This is a genomic window from Nonomuraea sp. NPDC059007 (assembly GCF_042740555.1).
In the GTDB taxonomy this organism is placed as follows: domain Bacteria; phylum Actinomycetota; class Actinomycetes; order Streptosporangiales; family Streptosporangiaceae; genus Nonomuraea.
In genome coordinates this window covers 47,104-66,856 of the sequence record NZ_JBHYJD010000055.1, presented here as the reverse complement: position 1 = coordinate 66,856, position 19,753 = coordinate 47,104, and the positions used below count along the sequence as shown (strand labels likewise).

Below are 19,753 nucleotides of genomic sequence, written 5' to 3'. Positions count from 1 at the left end.
GCCGGAGGCGGCGGTGCCATCGGCGGACATGCTGGCGCGGGCGGCGGCGGTGCTGGACGGCCGCACGCTCGACGAGGGCCTGTCGGCGGCGCTGAGCAGGTACGGCGTGGCGTGGACGTGGCAACGGCTGGTCCTGCCGGTCTTCGAGACGATCAGCAGGGGCCAGGAGCGCACGGGGGCGGGGATCGACGTCGAGCACGTGTTCTCCGACCGGGTGATGGCGGCCCTGCATCCGCTGATCGGCCGGCCGGCCGCGCCCGTCAACGAACGTCCGGCGCTGCTGGCGTGTGCCGAGGACGAGCAGCACAGCCTGCCCGTCTACGCGCTGGCCGCGGTGCTGGCGACGCGGTGCCGGGTGGAAAGCCGGGTGCTGGGCGCCCGCACGCCGCCGGCCGCGCTGGCCGGGGCGATGCGGGCGCTGTCGCCGGGGGTGGTGTTCGTGTGGTCGCAGCAGCGGGCGACCGGGGATCCGGAGCCGCTGGGCGCGCTGCCCGCGCTGCGCCCGCCGTACCGGCTCATGGTGGGCGGGCCGGGCTGGCGGGATGAGTTGCCGCGCGCGGCCGTGCGGGTCGGCTCGCTGGAGGACGCCGTGCGGGCGATCACCGCGGCGCTGACGTGATCGGCGCCGCGGCGGCGATCACGTTGCGCGGCATCCTGCCGAAGATGAGCCGGTGGAACGGCGCCAGCGCCCACCAGTACACGTGTCCGGCCAGCCCGTGCGGGTGGAACAGCGCGCGCTGTTCGTAGAGCGTCTGCCCGTCCTTGGTCTGGATCCCGAGCTCGAGCCAGGCCAGTCCGGGCAGCCGCATCTCGGCGCGCAGGCGCAGGAGCCGGCCGGGCTCGATCTCCTCCACGCGCCAGAAGTCGATGGTGTCGCCCACCCGCAGCAGGCGCGGATGGCGGCGGCCGCGTCGCAGGCCCACACCGCCCATGACGCGGTCGAGGACGCCGCGCAGGCGCCAGGCGACGGGCAGGGAGTACCAGCCGTTCTCGCCGCCGATCGCTTCGATGACCCGCCACAGCGCCTCGGGCGCGACGTCGGTGCGCTGGGTGCGGTGGTCGATGTAGAGGCTGCCGCCGGCCCAGCCGGGGTCGGTGGGCAGCGGGTCGCTCGGCGCGCCCGGGGTGGAGGCCGAGGACCAGCGGGTGGCGACGTCGGCCTCCTTGATCTTCTTGAGCGCCAGCTCGCACGCGCGGCGGAAGCCGATCAGGTCGTCCGGAGGGTCGGGGACGTATCGGGATATGTCGTGTTCCCGGCAGACGGTCTCGTTGCGCAGCGACTCCACCAGGGGCCGGGCGATGGCGGCGGGGACAGGGGTGACCAGTCCGACCCAGAGGCTGGACAGCCAGGGGCTCAGCAGCGGTACCGAGATGATCAGCCGGGGCCGCAGGCCTGCCGTGGCGGCGTAGCCGCGCATCATGTCGGCGTAGGTGAGCACGTCCGGGCCGCCGATGTCGAAGGCGCGGTCGGCCTCACCGGGCACCGACGCCCAGGCGGTCAGGTAGCGGAGCACGTCGCGGACGGCGATGGGCTGGGTCCGGGTGTGCACCCAGCGCGGGGCCGTCATCAGCGGCAGCCGTTCGGTGAGATGCCTGAGCATCTCGAACGAGGCGGAACCCGAGCCGATGATCACACCCGCGCGCAGCACGACGGCGGGCACCGCGCCGTCGAGCAGGACCCGCGCCACCTCGGCTCGCGAGCGCAGGTGCGGTGACAGATCCTCATCGGTCGTCAGCCCGCCCAGATAGACGATCCTGCCCACGCCCGCGGCCGCGGCCGCCTCGGCGAAGACGTGCGCGGCCCGGCGGTCGGCGGCGGCGAAGTCCCGTCCTCCGCCCATGGTGTGAATCAGGTAGTAGGCCACCTCCACGCCCTGCAGCGCCGCCCGCGTGCCGTCGGCGTCGAGCGCGTCGGCGGCGACGATCTCGGTCCGGGCGGCCCAGGGCAGGTCGCGCAGGCGCGCGGGTGAGCGGACCATGCAGCGTACCTGGTGGCCCGCGGCCAGCAGGCTGGGCACGAGACGCCCGCCGATGTAGCCGCTCGCCCCGGTCACCAGGCAGAGCGCCATGATTCACCGCCCTTTGAGCTGATCACGCGGGCACATGGTTGCGCAGCCGCAGCGTGTCGGGATAAGGGGCGAAGTAGCTTTGATCGCGTACGTATCCGGCGTCCTGCCCGCGCGCGTGGTGGCGCAGCAACGTGGCGGGTACGCTGAGCGGCACCAGGCCCGCCCGGTAGGAGTCGATGACCGCGAGCAAGTCGTCGCGCCGGGCCTTGTCCAGGGTCAGCATGCCCAGGCAGTGATGCAGCACGTTGACGGTCCTGCCCGGGGTCGCCCTTTTCGCCAGCGACCCTCGGAAGGCGTCCGCGTAGGCGCGAGCCAGTTCCTCGCGCGCGCCGCGGCCCGCACCGGCCACGATCCGGCCCGCCTGCCGGTATCCGGCGGGGTCATGGGCGAGGATCTGCATCTTGTGCCGGGAGTGGAAGGCCACCAGGTCCCTCGGGCGCCAGTCGCCGGCCAGCAGCTCGCGCAACCGCGCGTGCGCGAACACCCGCTCGACGAAGGACTCCCGCAGGAGCGCGTCGTTCAGCCGCCCTTCGTCCTCCACCGGAAGCAGCGGATGCGCGCGCAGGATGGCGTCGGCGAACAGGCCCCGATGGCGGCGGTCGATCGGCGGGCCGTCCACGGGGTAGAGCGCCACCCCGTGGATCCCGCAGGTCGGGCTCCTGGCCTTGAACACGTACCCGTCCACGTCGAGGACGGCGGCGCGGCGCTCGGCCAGGGCGGCCATCCGGTCGGTGAGGTCCACGCGGGTCCTGCGCACCTTCAGGCGCGGCCCGGCAGCCTCGTTCTCCAGGCGCAGGGTGTCACGCGGCGCGCCGAGTCCGAGCTCCATCTCCGGGCAGATCGGCATCCACTCGACGAACGGCGCCAGCAACCCGGTGAGGAACCGGTCGCGGCTGTGGCCGCCGTTGAACCGGACCGGCTCGCCCAGCAGGCAACTGGAGACGGCGATCACCGGCCGGTTCATGCCGCCGCCAGGAGGGTGTGCAGGCGGTGCAGTCCACGCGCGGTCCTGGCCTTGACCGTGCCGAGGGGCACGTGCAGGCGTTCGGCGATCTCGCGCTGGCTGAGCTCGCCGTAGTACGCCAGCTCGATGGCCTCACGCTGCGGATCGGGCAGTACGGCCAGCGCCTGCCGGACCCGGTCACGGTCGGCCAGCCGTTCGATGTCGACCCGCCCGTCCTGCCCCGGCGGATCCGCCACCGCGTCGAGCGAGACCGTGCTCAGGCGCCGTACCCGCAGATGGTCGACGGCTCGCCGGTGGGCGATGCTCAGCAGCCACGTCTCCAGGCTCCGGTCCGGGTCATAGCGCTCTCTTGACCGCCACACCTCGGCGAAGACCACCTGCGAGACGTCGTCGACCTCCTGCCACGGGATCAGCCGGCGCAGGTACGACCGGACCAGCGACGCGTGGGTGCGGAAGCACTCGTTGATCGCCTCCATGACCCCTCCCCAGAGATAACCTATTCAAAAGTTATTCAACCTGAGCGGTCGCCGACGAACAACCAAGCCGGAGAAGATTCCTCCCAACCGTTGGCAGGCTCGCACCGGAGGTTCCCGGCGCTCAACCCGCCACAGCCGGGTCAACGTGTCGCCTCAGCTCATCATGGCCAAGACCCTCCACGAGAACCCGCGCACCGCCCTGCGCCGGCGGCGATGCCGTTCCCGCACCCCCTGGCGTACAGCGGGCGAGTTGCGCCTGCGACAGCCGGGGATCGTCGCCGCCAAGGGCGAAGCCCGCCGACGGGCTTTTACTCGTGAACGAGGCGCCGATTCGGGACATTTGCACAGCGATGACCTTATTGGATTCCGAATCCAGTTTGGGTCTTGTCGGGTCTGGAGCTCCAGGGGATGGTGAGGGCGCACGGTTCGCAGACCCGGACAAGGAAGGCACGCTCATGGCACGTCGCTCCTTACAGGCTCTCGCCCTGCTCGCCGTACCGCTCCTCGCGCTGGCGCTCACCCCCGCCACGGCGCACGCCGACCCCACCTTCCCGCTGGTCGACCAGGCGGGCCCACCGCCCGCGGGCGCCGCCGCGCTCGCTCCCGGAGACATCCGGATCGTGGCCGTTCAAAGCGACCAAGGCTGGATCAACTGCCAACGGCCCTCGCTGTCCACCGGCTTCGGCCCGGTCGCGCAGTGCAGCATGATCTCCGGTGGCAAAGCCCGTTTCGGGCTCTACAGCCCCTTCACCAATGACTTCGGCCCCAACACCGACTGGCTGGACGTGCTCGACGGCCGCGGCTTCCGCTTCGCCTGTACGGCTACCGCCGAATCAGGCGGCGCGGCCGGCACCTGCCTGGGCGGCCCGATCGTCAACACCGCCTTCGGCGGCGGCTACAAGGCCACGCAATACCAGTCCACCCGGGGCCGCTGGGGCTGGTGGAACGTCGTGACCACCCGGTTCTACCCCGACGGCGACGGCGCCTGGTCACCCCGGGTCAACGACTGACCTCGCGGGAGCGCGCGAGCGGCCGCCCCGTCCCCGCGTGGTCCCCCGGTCAGGGTCGTGTTCTCACCTGGCAGCCTGGGTGGCGCAGTCCTCGGCCCTGGTAGGGGTGACGGCAGCGCGCAGATCCTTGGCGCGCTCCTTGATTCCGGCGAAGTTACGGTTCGCGAGTTCTGACCACACGCCATACCGTCGGTGTGACCCAGCGGCGGCACCGCAAGGGCCGCCGCTGGCGCCCTCAGACGCGACACTTCCGCCATTCACGACGCCGGACTTCCGGCACCGAACCGATAACCGCTGACACGGATCTGACGGGCACCCAGCCCTCCTCGTGACGCGGCTTCCTGGCCGGCTGGATGTCACACCAACCGGCCCGGAGGCTCACTGCGCCAGATCGCTGCCATGGCCGCGCGGATCCACGATGCGCAGGTCGCGGCAGGACCTTTCGGAGCCGGATCGATGCAGCCGCCCCGGAAACACGCCGAGCAGCCTGGGAGGCCGCCTTCAGCACCGGGCACCCGAGCCCGCTGGACTGAACGACTCCGCCCGGCTTATGAAACCGAGGCTGATCGTGGCATCGCTCCCACCCCCGCGCAGGTGGCCGAACGCGCTCCGGTCGATGCAATGCCATGACCGGAAGGGTCGAGCGGCTGCTGGACGCGATCATGCGCCGCATCTGACGAGTGCGCTTTTGAACGGGAAGCGACGTCGGTGAGATGTAGCAGCGCTCTTGGGCTTGCGGTGGGACGATGAGTGTGCGCCGCAGGATTACGCGAGGGCGAACCAGTTGCACACTTGCGAGAACAGCGCAACCGGGCACATTTCTGGCGCGGCGCCGGCGGCATGACGACGGAGAGAGGAGGAAGATATGTCGTCGTGGTACCTCCCCGTAGGAGTGTTTGTGGGTGGGGTGCTGTTCATGTTGTGCCTTACGGGCTTTCCGCTGTGGATACGCGACAGTTGGAAGCACCGCCGCGTGATGCGGGAGCTCAGCCGTACGCAGGCAGAAAAGATCGTCGTAATGCGGGCGGCCCGTGGCGGAAACCGCAATCTTGGAACGCTGGTGCACGTGTTCGGCAACCAGCCGCCGCCACGACCAGTGAAGTCGTCGATCCGGGTATCGGTGATCAGCGCGGCAGTCTTGGTGGCCACCGTCGGAGCGATGGCGTGGGATCTCACCCCGTCTTCCTCCGGCCACGTCGTCCCGATCGGCGGCTTCGCCTCGGTGGCCGGCCTGGCCTTCACCGTCATGGCCTTCTCGACCCGGAACGTGGTCCGCTACCGGCGGCATCGCGACGAACAATTCCAGCTTTACCAGGGTGGCTTCGTCCACGTCGACGCCCGCGGCACACGCTCGATCCCCTGGGACGACATAGACGCCGTCAACTACAACTTCAGCGAGGGCGAGTGGGGCCCGGCCGCCAAGGTGCGGATCCGTGACGGATCTCGGATCGGCATCCCACGCACTATCCAGCACGCAAGGAATCTCGTGGACCTGATCAGTGGGGCCGTCTACCGCGGACATTACCCAGGTCAAGCCACGACTTCCGGCGACTGACCGATTCCATGGATGCCCTTGCGGGCGTGGTTGACGCCCAGAGCTGGTCGTCGCCGGCGGGGCTATGACCGCGGGCAACCGCCTGGCATCGAGGCCGTCAGTACCAGCGCGAATCGTCGCTGACCCTGCTCGCACACCAGATGCAGCTTGATCGACAAGCCGCAGCGGGAACGCCCGAGTGCGTGATCTGCGGGCTCCTACCGTGCTCCACCGGGCGACTCGGGCATGCAGGGCCGCACGCTGATGGGCCCCGGCAGGCTGTGGAGTCCACCCCAACCTGTCAGCCACGTCCCGCCATGGCGCTCCGGCCCGCACCCCCAGCACCACGATCCAGTTCACCTTGTCCGCTGAACCGGCGCGCAGGAATGGACCCAGACCCCGGGAGTAGCCTCGGTGCATGGTGACTCGTGCGTTTCCCGTTGTCTTCGCCAGGCACGTGAATACCACGGCGCAGTTCTATGAGTGGCTGGGATTCCAGCGGCATTTCCAGCTCCCCGAGCAGGGCGAACCGGGCTATGTGGGGCTACGCCGGGATTCGGCCGAGATCGCCGTGGTTGCCGCGGAGTGGCCGCATGAGCGTTACGGCGCAGCGATCTCCGACGGCGTTCGGTTCGAGATGTTCGTCTACGTCTCCGACGTGGACACCGCGGTGGGTGAACTGAAGCAGCACGGCGGCACTGTCTTGCGAGAACCGGAAGACATGCCCTGGGGCGAACGCGTGGCCTACGTCGCGGATCCCGATGGCAATCCCGTCGCACTCGCCGCTTCAAACGGCTGAGCCCGGTTCGAGCGGACGATGGCCAGCCACTCCCACCCTCAGGTCACCCCTCCTGCGCCTCCGTAACGGACGCAGTAGCGGGTTGGGGGGCCAGACGGGTCGATCACCCGAACGATCTCCAGTTCTACCTCGATGCGCGGCTCCCTGGCAGGGCGGCCGAACGGCCCGGGATCCGAAGCTGTGCGAGCCTCCGTTGAACGGACCGGCGAGGTTACCTCCAGACACATGTGGGCGGCCGCCCATCGTCGATCGGGATGTCGCACAGGGAGCTGAACAGTTCGCCATCGACGAACACCTTGATCGTATGCCGCCCGGTTCGTTCAACCCGGACTGGCGCACCCTGAAGAGAGGAGATCTCTTCTGTCCGGGCGTGAAGCCCCCGGGCTCGCTCACGCGTTGCGCGGGTGACACGCCCAGCCAGGTTCTCACCGGCCGGCCAGAGCACCACATACACATCCCTTGCGGTGCCGGCGCCCGCACGGGTCCCGAACTGGCCCGTGTAGTTGCGGCGGATGATCCCGTAGCAGCAATTCCCTCCGCCGGTGCCCCACTCCTGCAGGAAGAAGCGCGGCATGTCCGGCCTCGACGAGGAAGACGGCGTCCGAGCTGGGTCAGAGACGGGAGCCGACAGGGATGGGGTGGGGATGGGGGTGGCCCGCGGGATGCGCCACAGTGTGAAAACCCGATCTCCCAGGTTGACGGTGCCGTCGGCTTTGATCTCCTGGCCGAAGGCACCGATCTTCCCTTCGGCCTTCAGCTCCGGCTCAATCTTGAACTCACCCTTGAACTCCTGTCGTGAGCTGGTGATTTCAGGGCCGGCGGTGACACGGAAGCCAAGGCTCACCTCGGCCGTACCAAAGGGAATCGGGTCTTTCCCCTTCAACCCAATCTCAAAGCCCAGCGAGGCGCCGAACGACGACTCGTGCTCGGGAATGTCCGGCGGGTTGTTCAACAGGTCGTTGTCCAGGTCGGCGTCGCCATGAAATCCGCCATCATCGGAGTCGTAGCCGGCCTCGAATCCGATCCGTGTCTGGGCCTCGATCTTGCCGGAGTGCCAGGTCGCCTTCGCCTCGGCCTTGGCCTTGCCGATAATGTTGAACTCGCATTCCAGTGAGATCGGCCCGATCCTGGCGATTTCTCCAGGGAGGCTGGCGCAGCCTAGGGGAACCTCGCGCTCCATCTCGCACGTGAGTGCAGCCTCGATATCCGCCTCTATCCCGTGCGTGAGGGTCAGCTGGGCGCCGATCGCGAGTGAGACGGATTTCGGCGCGTACGGAACGCCGAACGCCTTCTTCCACGCCACCTCCGGACCGTCTCCGGTGAAGTCGAAAGACGCCTCCTTTAGCTCATAGGTAATCTTGGCCGAAACGGCACTCTCTTCATCCTTCGTCGAACAGGCTCGCAATTTGGTGTCGGCCGAGAACTCCACCGAGGCAAGCGGATCATCCGTGTGGGCCACCGGCCGCATCAGGGAAAGGCTTCGCTGGCGGACGCGGACCACTCCAGCGGGAAGAGCGTCCTCCAACGCGGCTGGGGCGGTGTCGACGATGATCCGATCACCAGCACGCCGCGTAGCCTCAACTCGACGCACGAGCATGTGCGGAACTCCCGGGCCCTCTCCCGAAATCAAATAGCGCCCAACCGCCAGCGCGCCTGCCATTGGCGAGCCGGCCCGGACATGGACCTGCGCGCCTCGCACCTGGACAACATCTCGCGCAGGCTGAAGCACCGTCGTCGTATCCGGGATGACCACCCGATATGCCGCCCTCGCAGTTGTGGCACGGCCTTGAACTACAGTGACGCGCCGAACGTCATCGGTGGGGTAGTAGACCTGCGCGCCACTCCGAACAGGGTGAATGGCCAAGCTGTAGTGACCTGGCGGCACAGCCCGCACGTCCGTGGCGGTGACGGTGTAGGTGGTGGATTGCGGGCCGGAAACCACCACCCTCGCCGCTGTGTTCGGGGGCAGGCCTGGGATGTCGATACGCAGCAGCGTGTCTGGCTGGAACCGGGCCACCACGATGATGACCACACCCACGCTCGTCAACAGGGCCGCGATGACGGCGATCAAACGGAACCGTTTCACTGGTCCCTCCGCCCCGAACTCTCCTCCGCAGACGTCAACGTCTCACAAAGGATCAGCCGCGGCAATCAGGCTCAATGCCCCGACGGGCGCAGGTGAATCGCGAACAGCATCTTGAGCGAGTGGTTTCAGGAAAGGGCCCTTCTATGTAGAGAACTGTTCTCACCGCTCCTCCGTAGGGTCCAGTTGCAGGTTACAGACCTCATACCGAGCCGCTATGAGGGTTGATCACGAGGCATGGACTGATCGATATTCATGGTCACGGTTGCCGACGCATCTGATGCCAGAGGAGTTCCCATGGCAAAGCTCAGCGCGCCATCGAGCCGGCGCGGAAGTGGCGAAGCGAATCGGCAAGGTGCGCGGCTCGTACAACTTCCTCCTGAACCAGGGGGTGGATCACGCCCGAAACTCGGGCTTGGCTCCGTCCTGGTAGTGCATCCAGCCCTCATCGAGGAGTCGGAACCCCGCATCGATGGTCGACTCCGGATCGGCGTCGCGGGTGGCGTTGAGTTGTATCTGGAGGGCGAACCGGACGTAGAACCGGATCTCGTCGCTCGGTTCGGTGAGCCCGAAATCTGCGGTGATCGCTGCGATTAGGGCGTCTTCGTGGCGGAACCACATGCGTTCGGCGTACTCGACGAGGGCGGGTGTCTGCTCCATCAGAGCGAGCATCTGACGTTGGGGTTCGGACCCGAACCCGGCGATCTCAGCGAGGTAGTGCGCCTTCAGCGCGGCGGAGATCGAGGTCCCCGCCGGTCGGTCACGTATTGCCGCCACGAGCTGCTCATGCCGCTCGTCCTCGTCGCCGAACGCGAGGGCCTCTTTCTGCGGGAAGTGCGCGAAGACGGTGGTCGGCGACACATCGGCCTTGTCGGCGATCTCGCGCACGCTCACGTCGTCGAAACCACGCTCAAAGAACAGCTCGTGCGCGGCTTCCATGATCAACGCCCGGGTCGCGGCCTTCTTACGCTCCCGCCGCCCCGCTTGGTGCACATCGCTCATGCCCGCCATCGTACTGGATCCAGCTAATAGTTGGCTTGACACCTAAACTGGTGTCGGTACAGTAATGTACTGATACCAGCTACAAGGCCCCTAGACCAACCAGGCGCCGACCTCGAACCAGCGGACCCGGGACGCCACCGGAAAACCCCGCCAACGCCCCCAAACAGCCACGGACATCATCGTGAGCCCCCGAAAGAAGGCAACCGTGAACGACCTAAAGACCGAGCCGCTCGCCCCAGGCGATCACCGGATGATGCAACGTCGCACCGCCGGCGCCGTACTCATCGCCGGAGGAATGATCTTCTTCCTCGCCGAATTCATCGCTGCCGCGGCATGGACGAATCCTCCCTACAGCTACACCCACCACTACATCAGCAACCTCGGCGTCCACGGCCCCACAGAGGCATTCGGGCAGTTCATGTACTCGCCGCTCGCGTGGGTCATGAACACCGGCTTCTTCCTCTTCGGAATCACCCTGTTCATCGGCACCGCCATGCTCAGGGGGCTGCATGGCCGGCGCCGCTGGGCAGTGCTCACACCGGCAGCCCTGCTGGCTGCCGGCGGCGTCCTGCTGGCCTTCTTCCCCGGATCCGGCGAAACAGCGAACAACGCGGCCATCGACTATCACGCATTGGGCGCCTTCGCCGGCATCTTCGGCGGCAACGTACTCATCATCATTCTTGGACGACTGCACCGAGACATCGCAATCACCCAGAAGACCGGCAAGGCCATGGTCATCTTCGGCGTGATCGGCCTCGTAGCCCTGGTGGGCTTCCTCACCCTCGCCGGCTCAGGGGCCAACGTCCTCATCGGCCTCGTCGAACGCTGCGCCGTCTACCCGCTCCTGATCGGCCTCATCTGGGCGGGAGCTTCCATCCGAAACAGCACCACCCCAGCACACGCCAGCGACACACTCCCCCAACCCGGACGGGACCACTGATACGGATCGGCCACCGAGCGCGCCGGGTCACCGCCTGACCCGGCCGGAGACTGTGGTTCTGGACGGTGATCATGCCGTCCACCCGGACCTGGGCGTTCGGTGGCGCGGCGGCCGATCGAGGCCGCGTCAATCGCTGGCTGGGTGGCACCGTCGCCCCTGGTCTGGCCGGGGGCGCACCTGAGGAGCGGGCTCGGCGACAGGGTGCTGGCCCGCGGACTCTCCAACGCCGAGATCGCCCTACTTGGACGCCTCGGGCCGGCCAATCGTATGCAGGCGGCGATCCTCACCCAGGAACATGGACTGATCACGACCGTCGCCCGGCCGCAGGAGCAACCTGCTCCCTAGGTCGACTTCGATTCGCCGTGATGCCCGTGGAATGCCGCTTTCAGGGTGTCATCAATGTCCGCCAGAGCCTCGGGGAAGGGGACTTCGTCCATGTCGTTGAGGCCCAGGTCGCGGCGCGCGGAGTTGAGGAAGTCGCGCTCCGCGGTGAACAGGCTCTCATCCAGATCGCTCGGCACCTTGCCGGGGCCGTAAACGACGCGAGCGACCGCGACACGGCGCGCAATGCCGGCGAGGAAATGCGCCTTGTCCACGGTCTCCTGGTCACGAGCCACCATCTGGACCGCGGTGAAGGCCGCCTCCATCTTCGTCTGGTACTCGGCACCCCCGGGGCCTATGGCCGGGATGAGACGGGTCCCATCAGGGTGCATCCACACCTCCACCGAGGTGTCCGGCCCGGACACGAACGACCGGTATTCCCTGACCGCGGCCACGAAATCCCCATACGTCGAGCGCCGCGCTTCTCGCCAGCGTCGTTGTTCCTCGCGTTTCCATGCCCGATCTTGCGCCCGGGACGACAACAGACCGCCCAATCCGACTCCGGCAAGAGCTATCAGCCCGCTCAACCAGACCGCGAAGTCCAATGGACGCCTCCGGATCGACGTATCTGACGATCACGTTAGACGCCTTCGGATAGGAGAGGAAGACCAGCTCGGCAGCCCGCACGACGCTGCCAGGTCAGACCCCTGGTACCCCTGGCACGCTAAATCTTCAGGCGGCCGGCGATGCCCTCCAGGAGGCAGTTGAGGCCGAGGTCGAACTGCCATTGGCTGTCGTCCTTGCGGGTGGCGGTGCGCAGGTAGTGCTGATACGTGGGGTAATGGCCGGTGCGCATGTGCCAGGCCATCAGAGGGGCGAGTTCGGTGCGCAGTTCGTCGCTGGTGGACAGGCTCTGCTCGCTCATGAACGCGTCGACGGCGCTGTCGTGACTCATCGCGCCGTGCACGTAGGCGTCCACGCTGCGGAAGATGCCCATCATCGTGTCGGGGTCCAGGCCCAGGCCGTCGAGCGCCGTCAGAGACTGCTCGGCCACGGCCATACGGCTGGGTGTCAGGGCGAGCCTGGTCCGCGGTGGGAGCTGCGCCAGCCACCGGTGCTCCAGCATCAGCTCGCGAGTGCGTACGGCCAGCGCGTGCAGGCTCTCCCGCCAGCCGAGGTCGCCGGGCACGCGCATGCCCGCGTAGACGTGGTCGACCATGAGTTCCAGCAGGTCGTCCTTGCCTGACACGTAGCGGTAGGGCGCCATGGGAGCGACGCCCAGTTCCGTGGCCAGGCGGCGCATCGTGATGGCCTCCAGGCCCTCGGCGTCGGCGACCGCGACGGCGGCCGAGGCGATGCGCTGGGGGGACAACGTCTGGCGTGGAGCTGGTGCGGGCCGTTCGAGCCGCTCCCATAGCGGTGCGCCCTTGTCGGTCGTCATGCCGTTGCCCCTTCTCCTCGCCTGCCGATACAACGTACCGACAGTAGACAACGTACACGCTCATGTGTACGTTGTATCCGCCCAATACAGCGTACACAGAAGGAAGTGTCGTGCTCAAGATCTCCGTCATTCTCGGCAGCACCCGCGAGGGACGCTTCGGACCCGCCGTGGCGAACTGGCTGCTGGACCACCTCCATCAGCGCGGCGACATGAGCGCCGACCTGATCGACCTGGCCGAGACCCCACTGCCGACCGTCCTGCCGGTGCTCGGCCAGCCGCCGTCCTCTCAAGAGGACAGAGATCTGCTGGCGGCCGTCTCACCGCGCCTGGCGGCGGCCGACGCCTTCGTGATCGTGACACCCGAGTACAACCACAGCTTCCCGGCCGCGCTGAAGAACGCCATTGACTGGCACGGCGTCGAATGGCAGGCCAAGCCCGTCGCGTTCGTCTCCTACGGCGCCTTCTCCGCCGGGCTGCGCGCGGTCGAGCAGCTCCGGCTCGTCCTGGCCGAGCTGCACGCCGTCACCCTGCGTGACACCGTCGGCCTGCAGCATCCGTGGGCGCAGTTCGACGGCGACGGCAAGGCCATCGACCCGGCCGCCGATGCCGCCGCCAAGGTCATGCTGGACCGGCTCGCCTGGTGGGCGCGATCGCTGTGCGAGGCCAGGTCCGCCCGCCCCTACGCCGTCTGAGTGGCCATGTCACGCCTGGGTGTCTTCGGGCTGCTGACCGGCATGTTCCTGGCCATGCTCGACGGCCTGATCGTGGGCACCGCGCTGCCCACCATCGCCGGTGACCTCGGTGGCCTGGACCAGTTGCCGGGGGTGGTGACCGCGTACATGCTCGCCGCCGCGGCGACCACCCCGCTCTGGGGCAAGCTCGGCGACCTGCTCGGCCGCAAGGCCATCTTCGTCTGCTCCATCGTGCTGTTCCTGGCCGGATCCGCGCTGTGCGGCCTGGCTCAGACCATGCCGCAGCTCATCGCCTTCCGCGCCGTGCAGGGGCTCGGCGCCGGCGGGCTCATGGTCGGCGCGCTGGCCATCATCGGCGTCCTGGTCCCGCCCCGCGACAGCGGCAGGCTGCAATCGATGATCGGCGCCATCATGCCCGTCGCCTACGTCGGCGGGCCGCTGCTGGGCGGGCTGCTCACCGACCACCTCAGCTGGCGCTGGACCTTCTACGTCAACCTGCCCATCGGCGCCCTCGCGCTGCTGCTCATCGCCACCAGGATCCACCTGCCACCTGCGGAGCGGGGCCGGCCGCGCATCGATTACGCCGGAGCGGTGCTGCTGACCGTCGCCATCGTGGCCCTGACCCTGCTGGCGGGCGGCACCTCCTGGCCCTGGGCGCTCGGCGCGGCCGGCGCGCTGGCCCTGGCCGCGTTCGTGGCCGTCGAACGCCGCACCGCCGAGCCGATCATCCCGCCCCGGCTGTTCACCAACCGCGACTTCACCCTCGCCCAGGTCCTGAGCTTCCTGGTCGGCGCGGTGATGCTCACCGTCACCAACTACCTGCCGCAGTACCTGCAGCTCGTGCAGGGCTCCTCCCCGGCGGCCAGCGGCATGCTGCTGCTCCCGCTGATGTTCGGCATGCTCGGCGCCCAGTTGCTCACCGGTCGCCTCATCAGCGCGAACGGCCGCTACCGCGCCTACCCGATCCTCGGCGCGGCCCTCATGGCCGGCGGCGCGCTGGCACTGTTCCCGCTCGACGCGGACACCCCTGCCGCGCTCGCCTCGGCCCTGACCCTCCCCATCGGCGCAGGCCTGGGCCTGGTACTGCAGAGCACCACCCTGATCACCATGAACAGCGCCGGCCCGCGCGACATGGGCGCCGCCAGCGGCACCCTCACGCTGCTGCGCACCATCGGCGGCTCACTCGGCATCGCCTTGCTGGGCACCCTGTACGCCGCCCGGGTACGCGACGACCTGACCACCCACCTGGGCCCGGCCGCCACCGACCGGCTGACCACGCGTGGCGACCTCACCCCCGCCCTGCTGCCGGACCTGCCCGCCCAGGTGGCCGACGCGGTCCGGCTGGCCGTGACCGCGGGCCTGCACGTGATCCTCATCGGCGCCGCCGCCCTGTCCGTCGCCGCCTTCACCATCGCCTGGCTGATCCGCGAAACCCCGCTGCGCACCGCAACCCATGATGAATAGGCCCAATGCTTCTGATACCACCGCACTGCGCGAGAAGCTGGTGGAGGCGGGGCGGCATGCGCAGGCGTTCGTCGGAAAACCTGGCGCGGTCGGCCTCAGCGCCTGGACCTGCCCCCGTACGCTCTCAGTTCGGCCAGGCGTTTTCGGCGGGCGCCTCTTAGGCGCCAGAACCCGTACCAGCCGAGGATCACCATCACGATCAGAGCGATCGAGCAGGAGATGAGGTCGTGGGTGCCGGGCGTGAAAACCTTGTGGGCATGACCGGTGTCCAGCGCCTCGACCTGGTCGCCGGCCTGCATGTCGTCGGCGTGCGTGCCGTACAGCCATGCCTCGCCCTTGATCTCCGTCCCGTCGTGAGAGCGGAAGGCGCCGTTCCAAGAGCAGATGGCACGATCACAGTCGAGTTCGGCCGCGGTGAACGTCCCGGGCCGGCCCTGGCCCTGAGCGGCACGGATCTCTGCCGGCAGCCCCTCCACGAGGAGCCCTCCGCAGATCAGCATCACCGCGATGAACACCCAGCCGATCACATCGTCAAAGCTCCCGCCCAGCCACAGCAGGCGTCTCCTGACCGGCCTGCGTCTCAAGGCCGCCGTATTCCGGCGCCTGGCCGAGCCGCTCTGGTGGCGGACGATCCAGTCCCGCAGCCGCTGCCGAGCCAGGAGGTTGTGCTCCTTTGTGCGGCTGAAGGCGGTGACGATCGTGACGAAGGCGATCACCGGTGTCGTGCGCACGCGTCCGTTCGCATCCAGCCGCAGCAGGCGGCCCGAGAGGAGATCGCCGGCGTCGACCACATCCTCGATCGACATGGTGCGGCTGCGCAGCCAACCTCGCACGGTGACGGTCGCGGGCGTGCAGATGATCGCCATCCGGTAGCCGCGGACGGCCAGGTATGGCATCGCCACGACGGCTACGACGAGCAGGCCGAGGGCGACCGGATCGGGGACGGTCAAGAAGGCTGAGATGCCCCCCAGGATGGCGTAGGGAATGACGAGACCGGCAAAGGTATTCCCACAGCGGATGATCAGATCCGGGCGTAAGTGCATGGAGCCTTCCTGTCCGACCGTGCGTTCAGAGGGTGTTCATAGCCTGGAAACACTGGCTTACGTCGAGCTGTCGCAGGCCTGTCGCCTGGGGTGCTATGTCCGATTCAGGTAGGCCAGCACGGCCAGCACACGCCGATGGATGTCGTTGGTGGCCTCGATGTCCAGCTTGGTGAAGATGGCGGCGATGTGCTTGCCGACCGTCCCCTCGCTGACGTACAACGCCCCCGCGATGGCCGCGTTCGATCGCCCCTGGGCCATGAGCTGGAGCACCTCCCTCTCGCGCGGGGTCAGCCGCGCCACCGGGTGCTGCGGTGAGGTACCGCCGAGCAGCTTGGCGATCACCTCTGGATCCATGGCGGTTCCGCCCGATGCGACCCTGCGCAAGGCGTCGACGAAGTGGCCGGTGTCGAAGATGCTGTCCTTGAGGAGGTAGCCGACGCCGCCGACGCCGTCCGCCAGCAGTTCCCTGGCGTAGATCTGCTCGACGTACTGCGAGAGCACGAGCACCGGGAATCCGGGGTGACGCCGGCGCGCCTCCAGAGCGGCCCGCACGCCCTCGTCGGTGTAGCCGGGCGGTAGCCGTACATCGACGATCGCCAGGTCGGGCCCGTGCGCGGCGAGCGCGACGAGCAGGTCCTCGCCGGTGTCCACGGCGGCCACGACCGTGATGCCGTGCGCCTTCAGCAGGTGGATGAGCCCTTCTCGGAGGAGGAATGCGTCCTCGGCGAGGACAACGCGCATGGGATCTCCAAGGTCGCTACGGTAGGCCCGCCGGGCGGACTGACAAGGGTGAGGACGCCGTCGAACCCCTCGAGCCGGCGCCGGATGCCGTGCAGACCACCACCGGGTCTCGCCGTCGCGCCGCCCCTGCCGTCATCGGTGACGGTGGCTTTCAGCACCCCGTCCGCGTGTCGCAGGTCGACCACGACCTTCTTGGCCTCCGCGTGCTTGGCGATGTTGGCGAGTAGTTCGCTGACGCCGAAGTAGACCGCCGCCTCGATCGGCGGGGCGATCTTGCCGCCGACCGCCACCCGCACGTCGGCATCCAGCGGTGCGTCCAGTGCGAGAGTGCGTACGGCGTCCGCGAGCCCCCGATCGGCGAGTACCGGTGGATGGATACCACGGATGAGCTCGCGGAGCTCGCCGAGCGCGCTCACCGACAGGTCCTTGGCCTTGGCGACCATGTCCCTGGCGGCCTCCGGGTCTCGCGTGATGAGATCCTCGGCCGCTCCCAGGGCGATGCCCACGGCGATCCATCGGGTCTGCGCGCCGTCGTGCAGGTCGCGCTCGATCCGACGCAGCTCGACGGCCTGCGCATCGCTGAGCTGCGTCCGGCTGGTCGCCAGCTCGCCGATCCGCCGGGTCATCACCGCCGCCTTGGTGGGCGCGAGCAGCGATCGGCTCAGGCGAGCGTGCCAGCGCAACGGCGCGGGACTGACGGCGATGCCGAGCGCGGCGGCGGCCAGAGCGACCACCGGCATGGGTACACCGGCCAGCGCGGGCAACAAGGCGTGGAGCAGGTCATCAGGCGACCACGGCAGTTGCGCGCCGGCCAAGCGCAGGAGGTTGATCCACATCCACAGCCAGCAGAGCACGAGGCCGCCGGCGATCAGCGCGGCCGGCCCGGCGAGCACCACGGTGGCGGCAGGGAGCTCCAGCGACAACCAGGCGAGATCGCGCCACGAGGCTGGATCCCGCACGGTCCACTGCCATCGCTGCGCGCGGGCCGCGGACTCTCGCGTGCGATGCAGCGTGCCGAACTCCCCCCAGGCCGTCCGGTACATCCCGTTGTGGTCTGGCAGAGGCGGTGGAGGTTCCCTGTGGTACGGCTCCGCGATCCGCGCGCCCGTCCACTCACCCATCTGTGCCCGGCGCCAGGACACGAATCGGCGACCGGCCGGCACGATGTCCGGCCACAGCCTCGTCGCCGTCACGACGATCGCCAGCACCTGAACCGCCGCCAGGGCCGCCGCCATGAAGGCCAGCCCCATGCTCGCGCACAGCCGTACACCGGCGACGATACGCGGATCGAGCACCCTTCCCGGGTTCGCGCGTGTGGGTGCGAGCAGCACCCTGGTCCAGCGGGCGTGCCAGTGCAGCGACGCCGGACCCACCGCGATTCCGAGCAGAACGGCCGCGCCGCCGGCAACCGGGAACCGCAGCCACGCCGCTACGAGACCGCAACCGAGCAGAGCCGGAGACAGCAGAGCGATCGGAGCGCCGATCACCGGGTTGAGTGCCATCCACCACAGGTCACGCACGGTCGCGGAATCGCCGGCGATCCATCTCAGCCGCGCCAGATAGGCCGGTACGAATGCGGAACGGTACAGATCATCGCCGTCGTGATACCACCCATCGGCGTCGCGCTCGGGCTGCTCCGGCGCCGGACGGTAGGGCGAGGGGATCTCCACCCCGCCCCATCGCCCCGCCAGCCACCGGGCCAGAGCCGGCAGGCGGCGGGCGTGCTCAAGGAAGAAGGCCGGAGACGGCAGGCCCATGTGCCCGGTGACGAACAAGACGACCAGGAGCGGCGGCCCCAGCATCGCCGGCAGGGCGAGCGCCAGACCTCGCACGGGGGCCGCGGCGAACATGAGCATCCGTGCGCCTCTGCCGGCGTCGCTCCCCCACGGCCTTCCCACCCGATCGATGAAACCACGCGGGCGGCCTGGACGGTATGGGTGCCAGCCCCCACCCCGGCCGGGAGCCAGGCCCATTACCTGCGCCTCTCTTCGTTCCTAGCGTGGCGCCCGTGACCATCACCGCCGAAAGGCTGCACTACCTCGACCGCGTGCGCGTGCTGCTGACCGTACTCGTGGTCCTGCATCACGTCGCCCTGACGTACGGGAGCTTCGACCTGTGGTACTACCACGAGCCGAGCATGGGAAAGCCGTCGCCGCCAGGCGAATGGGACCGGCTGCTGGACCTTTTCCTCTTGCTCAACCAGACCTACTTCATGGGACTCTTCTTCCTGATCTCCGCCTACTTGGTACCCGGCTCCTACGACCGGAAGGGCGGACGGCGGTTCCTCACCGATCGGGTGATCAGGCTGGGAATCCCGCTGATCCTGCTGGTCTTCGCCGTCGTTCCGCTCGCCAAGCTGCCGCTGTATCGCTGGGAGAACGCCCGGGCCCCGGTCCCCTACCTGGACTTCTACCTTCGTGAGCTCGAGCAGGGTCCGGGCTGGTTCCTGGTGACGCTCATGATCTTCGTGGCGGCCTATGCCGTCATCCGGGCACTTCGCCCGGCACCTCCCCCGCGGCCGGCCACGCGGCTGCGGGCACGCACCGTGATCGGCTTCGCCGCGCTCCTCGCGGTGCTCGGCGTCCTCTGGCGCGTGCTGCCCCTTGAGCGCGTCCCCGTGGTGCAGTTTCCCGTCCCGGACTACCTGCCGCAGTACATCTGCATGTTCACCGCCGGGGTGATCGCCTACCGGCGCGGCTGGCTGGCGGCCATCCCGGCGCGGGCTACCGGCTGGGGGTTCGCCGCCGCCGCTGTGGCGGCCCTGCCCCTCTTGCCCGTCGCGCTGGGAGGCACGGCACTCATCGCGCAGGTGGCGCATGGACTTTTCGACGGCGTCTACTGCGTGGGCATGTCCCTGGGGATGCTCGGACTGTTCAGCCGGAGATTCACGGCGGCGCCGGGTCCCCTCGGCCGCTTCATGTCCGCTCATGCGTACGCCGTCTATGTCCTGCACGCGAGCGTGCTCGTTGTGGTGTCTGTCGCGCTCTCCGGCCTCCCCGCTGGAGCGCTGGTGAAGTTCGCCCTCGCGGCGGTCCTCTCGCTTCCCTTGTGCTGGATGGTGGCGGCCGCCGTTCGCGCGCTGCCAATGGTCCGGCGCGTGCTCTGAGACGTGCGATCAACAGCGAGGCGTGATTGGTGGGGTACGCGTCGTGTACACCCCTCCCCGGTCTTGCC

General features: G+C 68.6%; 18 protein-coding genes and 1 pseudogene. 9 read left to right on the top strand and 10 right to left on the bottom strand.

The features are described from left to right. A pseudogene (locus ACFWY5_RS49260) lies at window positions 1-619 on the top strand (MerR family transcriptional regulator); the annotation flags it as partial. Here ACFWY5_RS49260 and ACFWY5_RS49255 read toward each other — a convergent pair. The 3 genes from ACFWY5_RS49255 to ACFWY5_RS49245 are packed head-to-tail and all read right to left on the bottom strand — an operon-like array spanning window position 600 to window position 3,509. Continuing rightward, entirely contained in the window at window positions 600-2,069 is a 1,470-nt protein-coding gene (locus ACFWY5_RS49255; RefSeq protein ID WP_379639089.1) for an SDR family oxidoreductase, read from the bottom strand. The pseudogene ACFWY5_RS49260 and the gene ACFWY5_RS49255 overlap by 20 nt on opposite strands. 22 nt (window positions 2,070-2,091) lie before the next feature. Then, a complete protein-coding gene (locus ACFWY5_RS49250) occupies window positions 2,092-3,033 on the bottom strand; it encodes a YbgA family protein (RefSeq protein ID WP_379639088.1) in 942 nt (313 codons plus the stop codon). Further along, window positions 3,030-3,509 carry an RNA polymerase sigma factor gene (locus ACFWY5_RS49245; protein ID WP_379639087.1) on the bottom strand — a complete coding sequence of 160 codons (480 nt, stop codon included), beginning with the start codon at window positions 3,507-3,509 and terminating at the stop codon, window positions 3,030-3,032. Before ACFWY5_RS49245 ends, ACFWY5_RS49250 begins: the two co-directional genes overlap by 4 nt. A gap of 455 nt (window positions 3,510-3,964) precedes the next feature. Between ACFWY5_RS49245 and ACFWY5_RS49240 the strand changes: the two genes are divergently transcribed. From ACFWY5_RS49240 to ACFWY5_RS49230, 3 genes are all read left to right on the top strand, one after another. After that, window positions 3,965-4,519: a hypothetical protein gene (locus ACFWY5_RS49240; protein ID WP_379639086.1), complete on the top strand. Its 555-nt coding sequence runs from the start codon at window positions 3,965-3,967 to the stop codon at window positions 4,517-4,519. Window positions 4,520-5,417: 898 nt separating this feature from the next. Beyond that, the gene (locus tag ACFWY5_RS49235) at window positions 5,418-6,074 is read left to right on the top strand and encodes a hypothetical protein (RefSeq protein ID WP_379639084.1); all 657 of its coding nucleotides are present in this window, start codon (window positions 5,418-5,420) and stop codon (window positions 6,072-6,074) included. 397 nt (window positions 6,075-6,471) lie between these two features. Then, window positions 6,472-6,852, top strand: a complete 381-nt coding sequence (locus tag ACFWY5_RS49230) for a VOC family protein (RefSeq protein ID WP_379639083.1) — start codon at window positions 6,472-6,474, stop codon at window positions 6,850-6,852. A gap of 211 nt (window positions 6,853-7,063) precedes the next feature. Here the strand turns inward: ACFWY5_RS49230 and ACFWY5_RS49225 are convergent, their stop codons facing one another. Next, complete coding sequence (locus ACFWY5_RS49225; RefSeq protein ID WP_379639082.1) at window positions 7,064-8,938, bottom strand: hypothetical protein; 1,875 nt, start codon at window positions 8,936-8,938, stop codon at window positions 7,064-7,066. Window positions 8,939-9,331: 393 nt separating this feature from the next. Next, window positions 9,332-9,937: a TetR/AcrR family transcriptional regulator gene (locus tag ACFWY5_RS49220; protein ID WP_379639081.1), complete on the bottom strand. Its 606-nt coding sequence runs from the start codon at window positions 9,935-9,937 to the stop codon at window positions 9,332-9,334. Between the two features lie 205 nt (window positions 9,938-10,142). Between ACFWY5_RS49220 and ACFWY5_RS49215 the strand changes: the two genes are divergently transcribed. Together ACFWY5_RS49215 and ACFWY5_RS49210 are read left to right on the top strand one after the other, a co-directional pair. Beyond that, window positions 10,143-10,877: a DUF998 domain-containing protein gene (locus tag ACFWY5_RS49215; protein WP_379639080.1), complete on the top strand. Its 735-nt coding sequence runs from the start codon at window positions 10,143-10,145 to the stop codon at window positions 10,875-10,877. A 141-nt stretch (window positions 10,878-11,018) separates the two neighbouring features. Then, window positions 11,019-11,222 (top strand): hypothetical protein, encoded by a 204-nt coding sequence (locus tag ACFWY5_RS49210; protein ID WP_379639079.1) that lies wholly within the window; start codon window positions 11,019-11,021, stop codon window positions 11,220-11,222. Here the strand turns inward: ACFWY5_RS49210 and ACFWY5_RS49205 are convergent. Both ACFWY5_RS49205 and ACFWY5_RS49200 read right to left on the bottom strand, forming a co-directional pair. After that, window positions 11,219-11,803 (bottom strand): hypothetical protein, encoded by a 585-nt coding sequence (locus tag ACFWY5_RS49205; protein WP_379639077.1) that lies wholly within the window; start codon window positions 11,801-11,803, stop codon window positions 11,219-11,221. The genes ACFWY5_RS49210 and ACFWY5_RS49205 overlap by 4 nt on opposite strands. Before the next feature lie 119 nt (window positions 11,804-11,922). After that, window positions 11,923-12,639 (bottom strand): TetR/AcrR family transcriptional regulator C-terminal domain-containing protein, encoded by a 717-nt coding sequence (locus tag ACFWY5_RS49200; RefSeq protein WP_379639076.1) that lies wholly within the window; start codon window positions 12,637-12,639, stop codon window positions 11,923-11,925. A gap of 110 nt (window positions 12,640-12,749) precedes the next feature. Here ACFWY5_RS49200 and ACFWY5_RS49195 point away from each other — a divergent pair, with 110 nt between their 5' ends. Both ACFWY5_RS49195 and ACFWY5_RS49190 read left to right on the top strand, forming a co-directional pair. Next, window positions 12,750-13,331, top strand: a complete 582-nt coding sequence (locus ACFWY5_RS49195) for an NADPH-dependent FMN reductase (RefSeq protein ID WP_379626688.1) — start codon at window positions 12,750-12,752, stop codon at window positions 13,329-13,331. 6 nt (window positions 13,332-13,337) lie between these two features. Further along, window positions 13,338-14,795 carry an MDR family MFS transporter gene (locus ACFWY5_RS49190; RefSeq protein WP_379639075.1) on the top strand — a complete coding sequence of 486 codons (1,458 nt, stop codon included), beginning with the start codon at window positions 13,338-13,340 and terminating at the stop codon, window positions 14,793-14,795. A gap of 95 nt (window positions 14,796-14,890) precedes the next feature. Here the strand turns inward: ACFWY5_RS49190 and ACFWY5_RS49185 are convergent, their stop codons facing one another. From ACFWY5_RS49185 to ACFWY5_RS49175, 3 genes are all read right to left on the bottom strand, one after another. Then, window positions 14,891-15,745 carry a hypothetical protein gene (locus ACFWY5_RS49185; RefSeq protein ID WP_379639074.1) on the bottom strand — a complete coding sequence of 285 codons (855 nt, stop codon included), beginning with the start codon at window positions 15,743-15,745 and terminating at the stop codon, window positions 14,891-14,893. A gap of 186 nt (window positions 15,746-15,931) precedes the next feature. Continuing rightward, window positions 15,932-16,579, bottom strand: a complete 648-nt coding sequence (locus ACFWY5_RS49180; protein ID WP_379626682.1) for a LuxR C-terminal-related transcriptional regulator — start codon at window positions 16,577-16,579, stop codon at window positions 15,932-15,934. Beyond that, complete coding sequence (locus ACFWY5_RS49175) at window positions 16,519-18,435, bottom strand: sensor domain-containing protein (RefSeq protein ID WP_379639073.1); 1,917 nt, start codon at window positions 18,433-18,435, stop codon at window positions 16,519-16,521. The genes ACFWY5_RS49180 and ACFWY5_RS49175 overlap by 61 nt, the downstream gene beginning before the upstream one ends. 152 nt (window positions 18,436-18,587) lie before the next feature. Between ACFWY5_RS49175 and ACFWY5_RS49170 the strand changes: the two genes are divergently transcribed. Further along, complete coding sequence (locus ACFWY5_RS49170) at window positions 18,588-19,685, top strand: acyltransferase (protein WP_379639072.1); 1,098 nt, start codon at window positions 18,588-18,590, stop codon at window positions 19,683-19,685. The last annotated feature ends 68 nt before the right edge of the window (window positions 19,686-19,753 follow it).

What these genes read in the sequence shown, in the direction of transcription:
- ACFWY5_RS49250 (WP_379639088.1), bottom strand. Translation starts at nt 3,033, where the DNA reads ATGAACCGGCCGGTGATCGCCGTCTCCAGTTGCCTGCTGGGCGAGCCG.
- ACFWY5_RS49255 (WP_379639089.1), bottom strand. Translation starts at nt 2,069, where the DNA reads ATGGCGCTCTGCCTGGTGACCGGGGCGAGCGGCTACATCGGCGGGCGT.
- ACFWY5_RS49200 (WP_379639076.1), bottom strand. Translation starts at nt 12,639, where the DNA reads ATGACGACCGACAAGGGCGCACCGCTATGGGAGCGGCTCGAACGGCCC.
- ACFWY5_RS49230 (WP_379639083.1), top strand. Translation starts at nt 6,472, where the DNA reads ATGGTGACTCGTGCGTTTCCCGTTGTCTTCGCCAGGCACGTGAATACC.
- ACFWY5_RS49220 (WP_379639081.1), bottom strand. Translation starts at nt 9,937, where the DNA reads ATGAGCGATGTGCACCAAGCGGGGCGGCGGGAGCGTAAGAAGGCCGCG.
- ACFWY5_RS49190 (WP_379639075.1), top strand. Translation starts at nt 13,338, where the DNA reads ATGTCACGCCTGGGTGTCTTCGGGCTGCTGACCGGCATGTTCCTGGCC.
- ACFWY5_RS49180 (WP_379626682.1), bottom strand. Translation starts at nt 16,579, where the DNA reads ATGCGCGTTGTCCTCGCCGAGGACGCATTCCTCCTCCGAGAAGGGCTC.
- ACFWY5_RS49245 (WP_379639087.1), bottom strand. Translation starts at nt 3,509, where the DNA reads ATGGAGGCGATCAACGAGTGCTTCCGCACCCACGCGTCGCTGGTCCGG.
- ACFWY5_RS49175 (WP_379639073.1), bottom strand. Translation starts at nt 18,435, where the DNA reads ATGCTCATGTTCGCCGCGGCCCCCGTGCGAGGTCTGGCGCTCGCCCTG.
- ACFWY5_RS49240 (WP_379639086.1), top strand. Translation starts at nt 3,965, where the DNA reads ATGGCACGTCGCTCCTTACAGGCTCTCGCCCTGCTCGCCGTACCGCTC.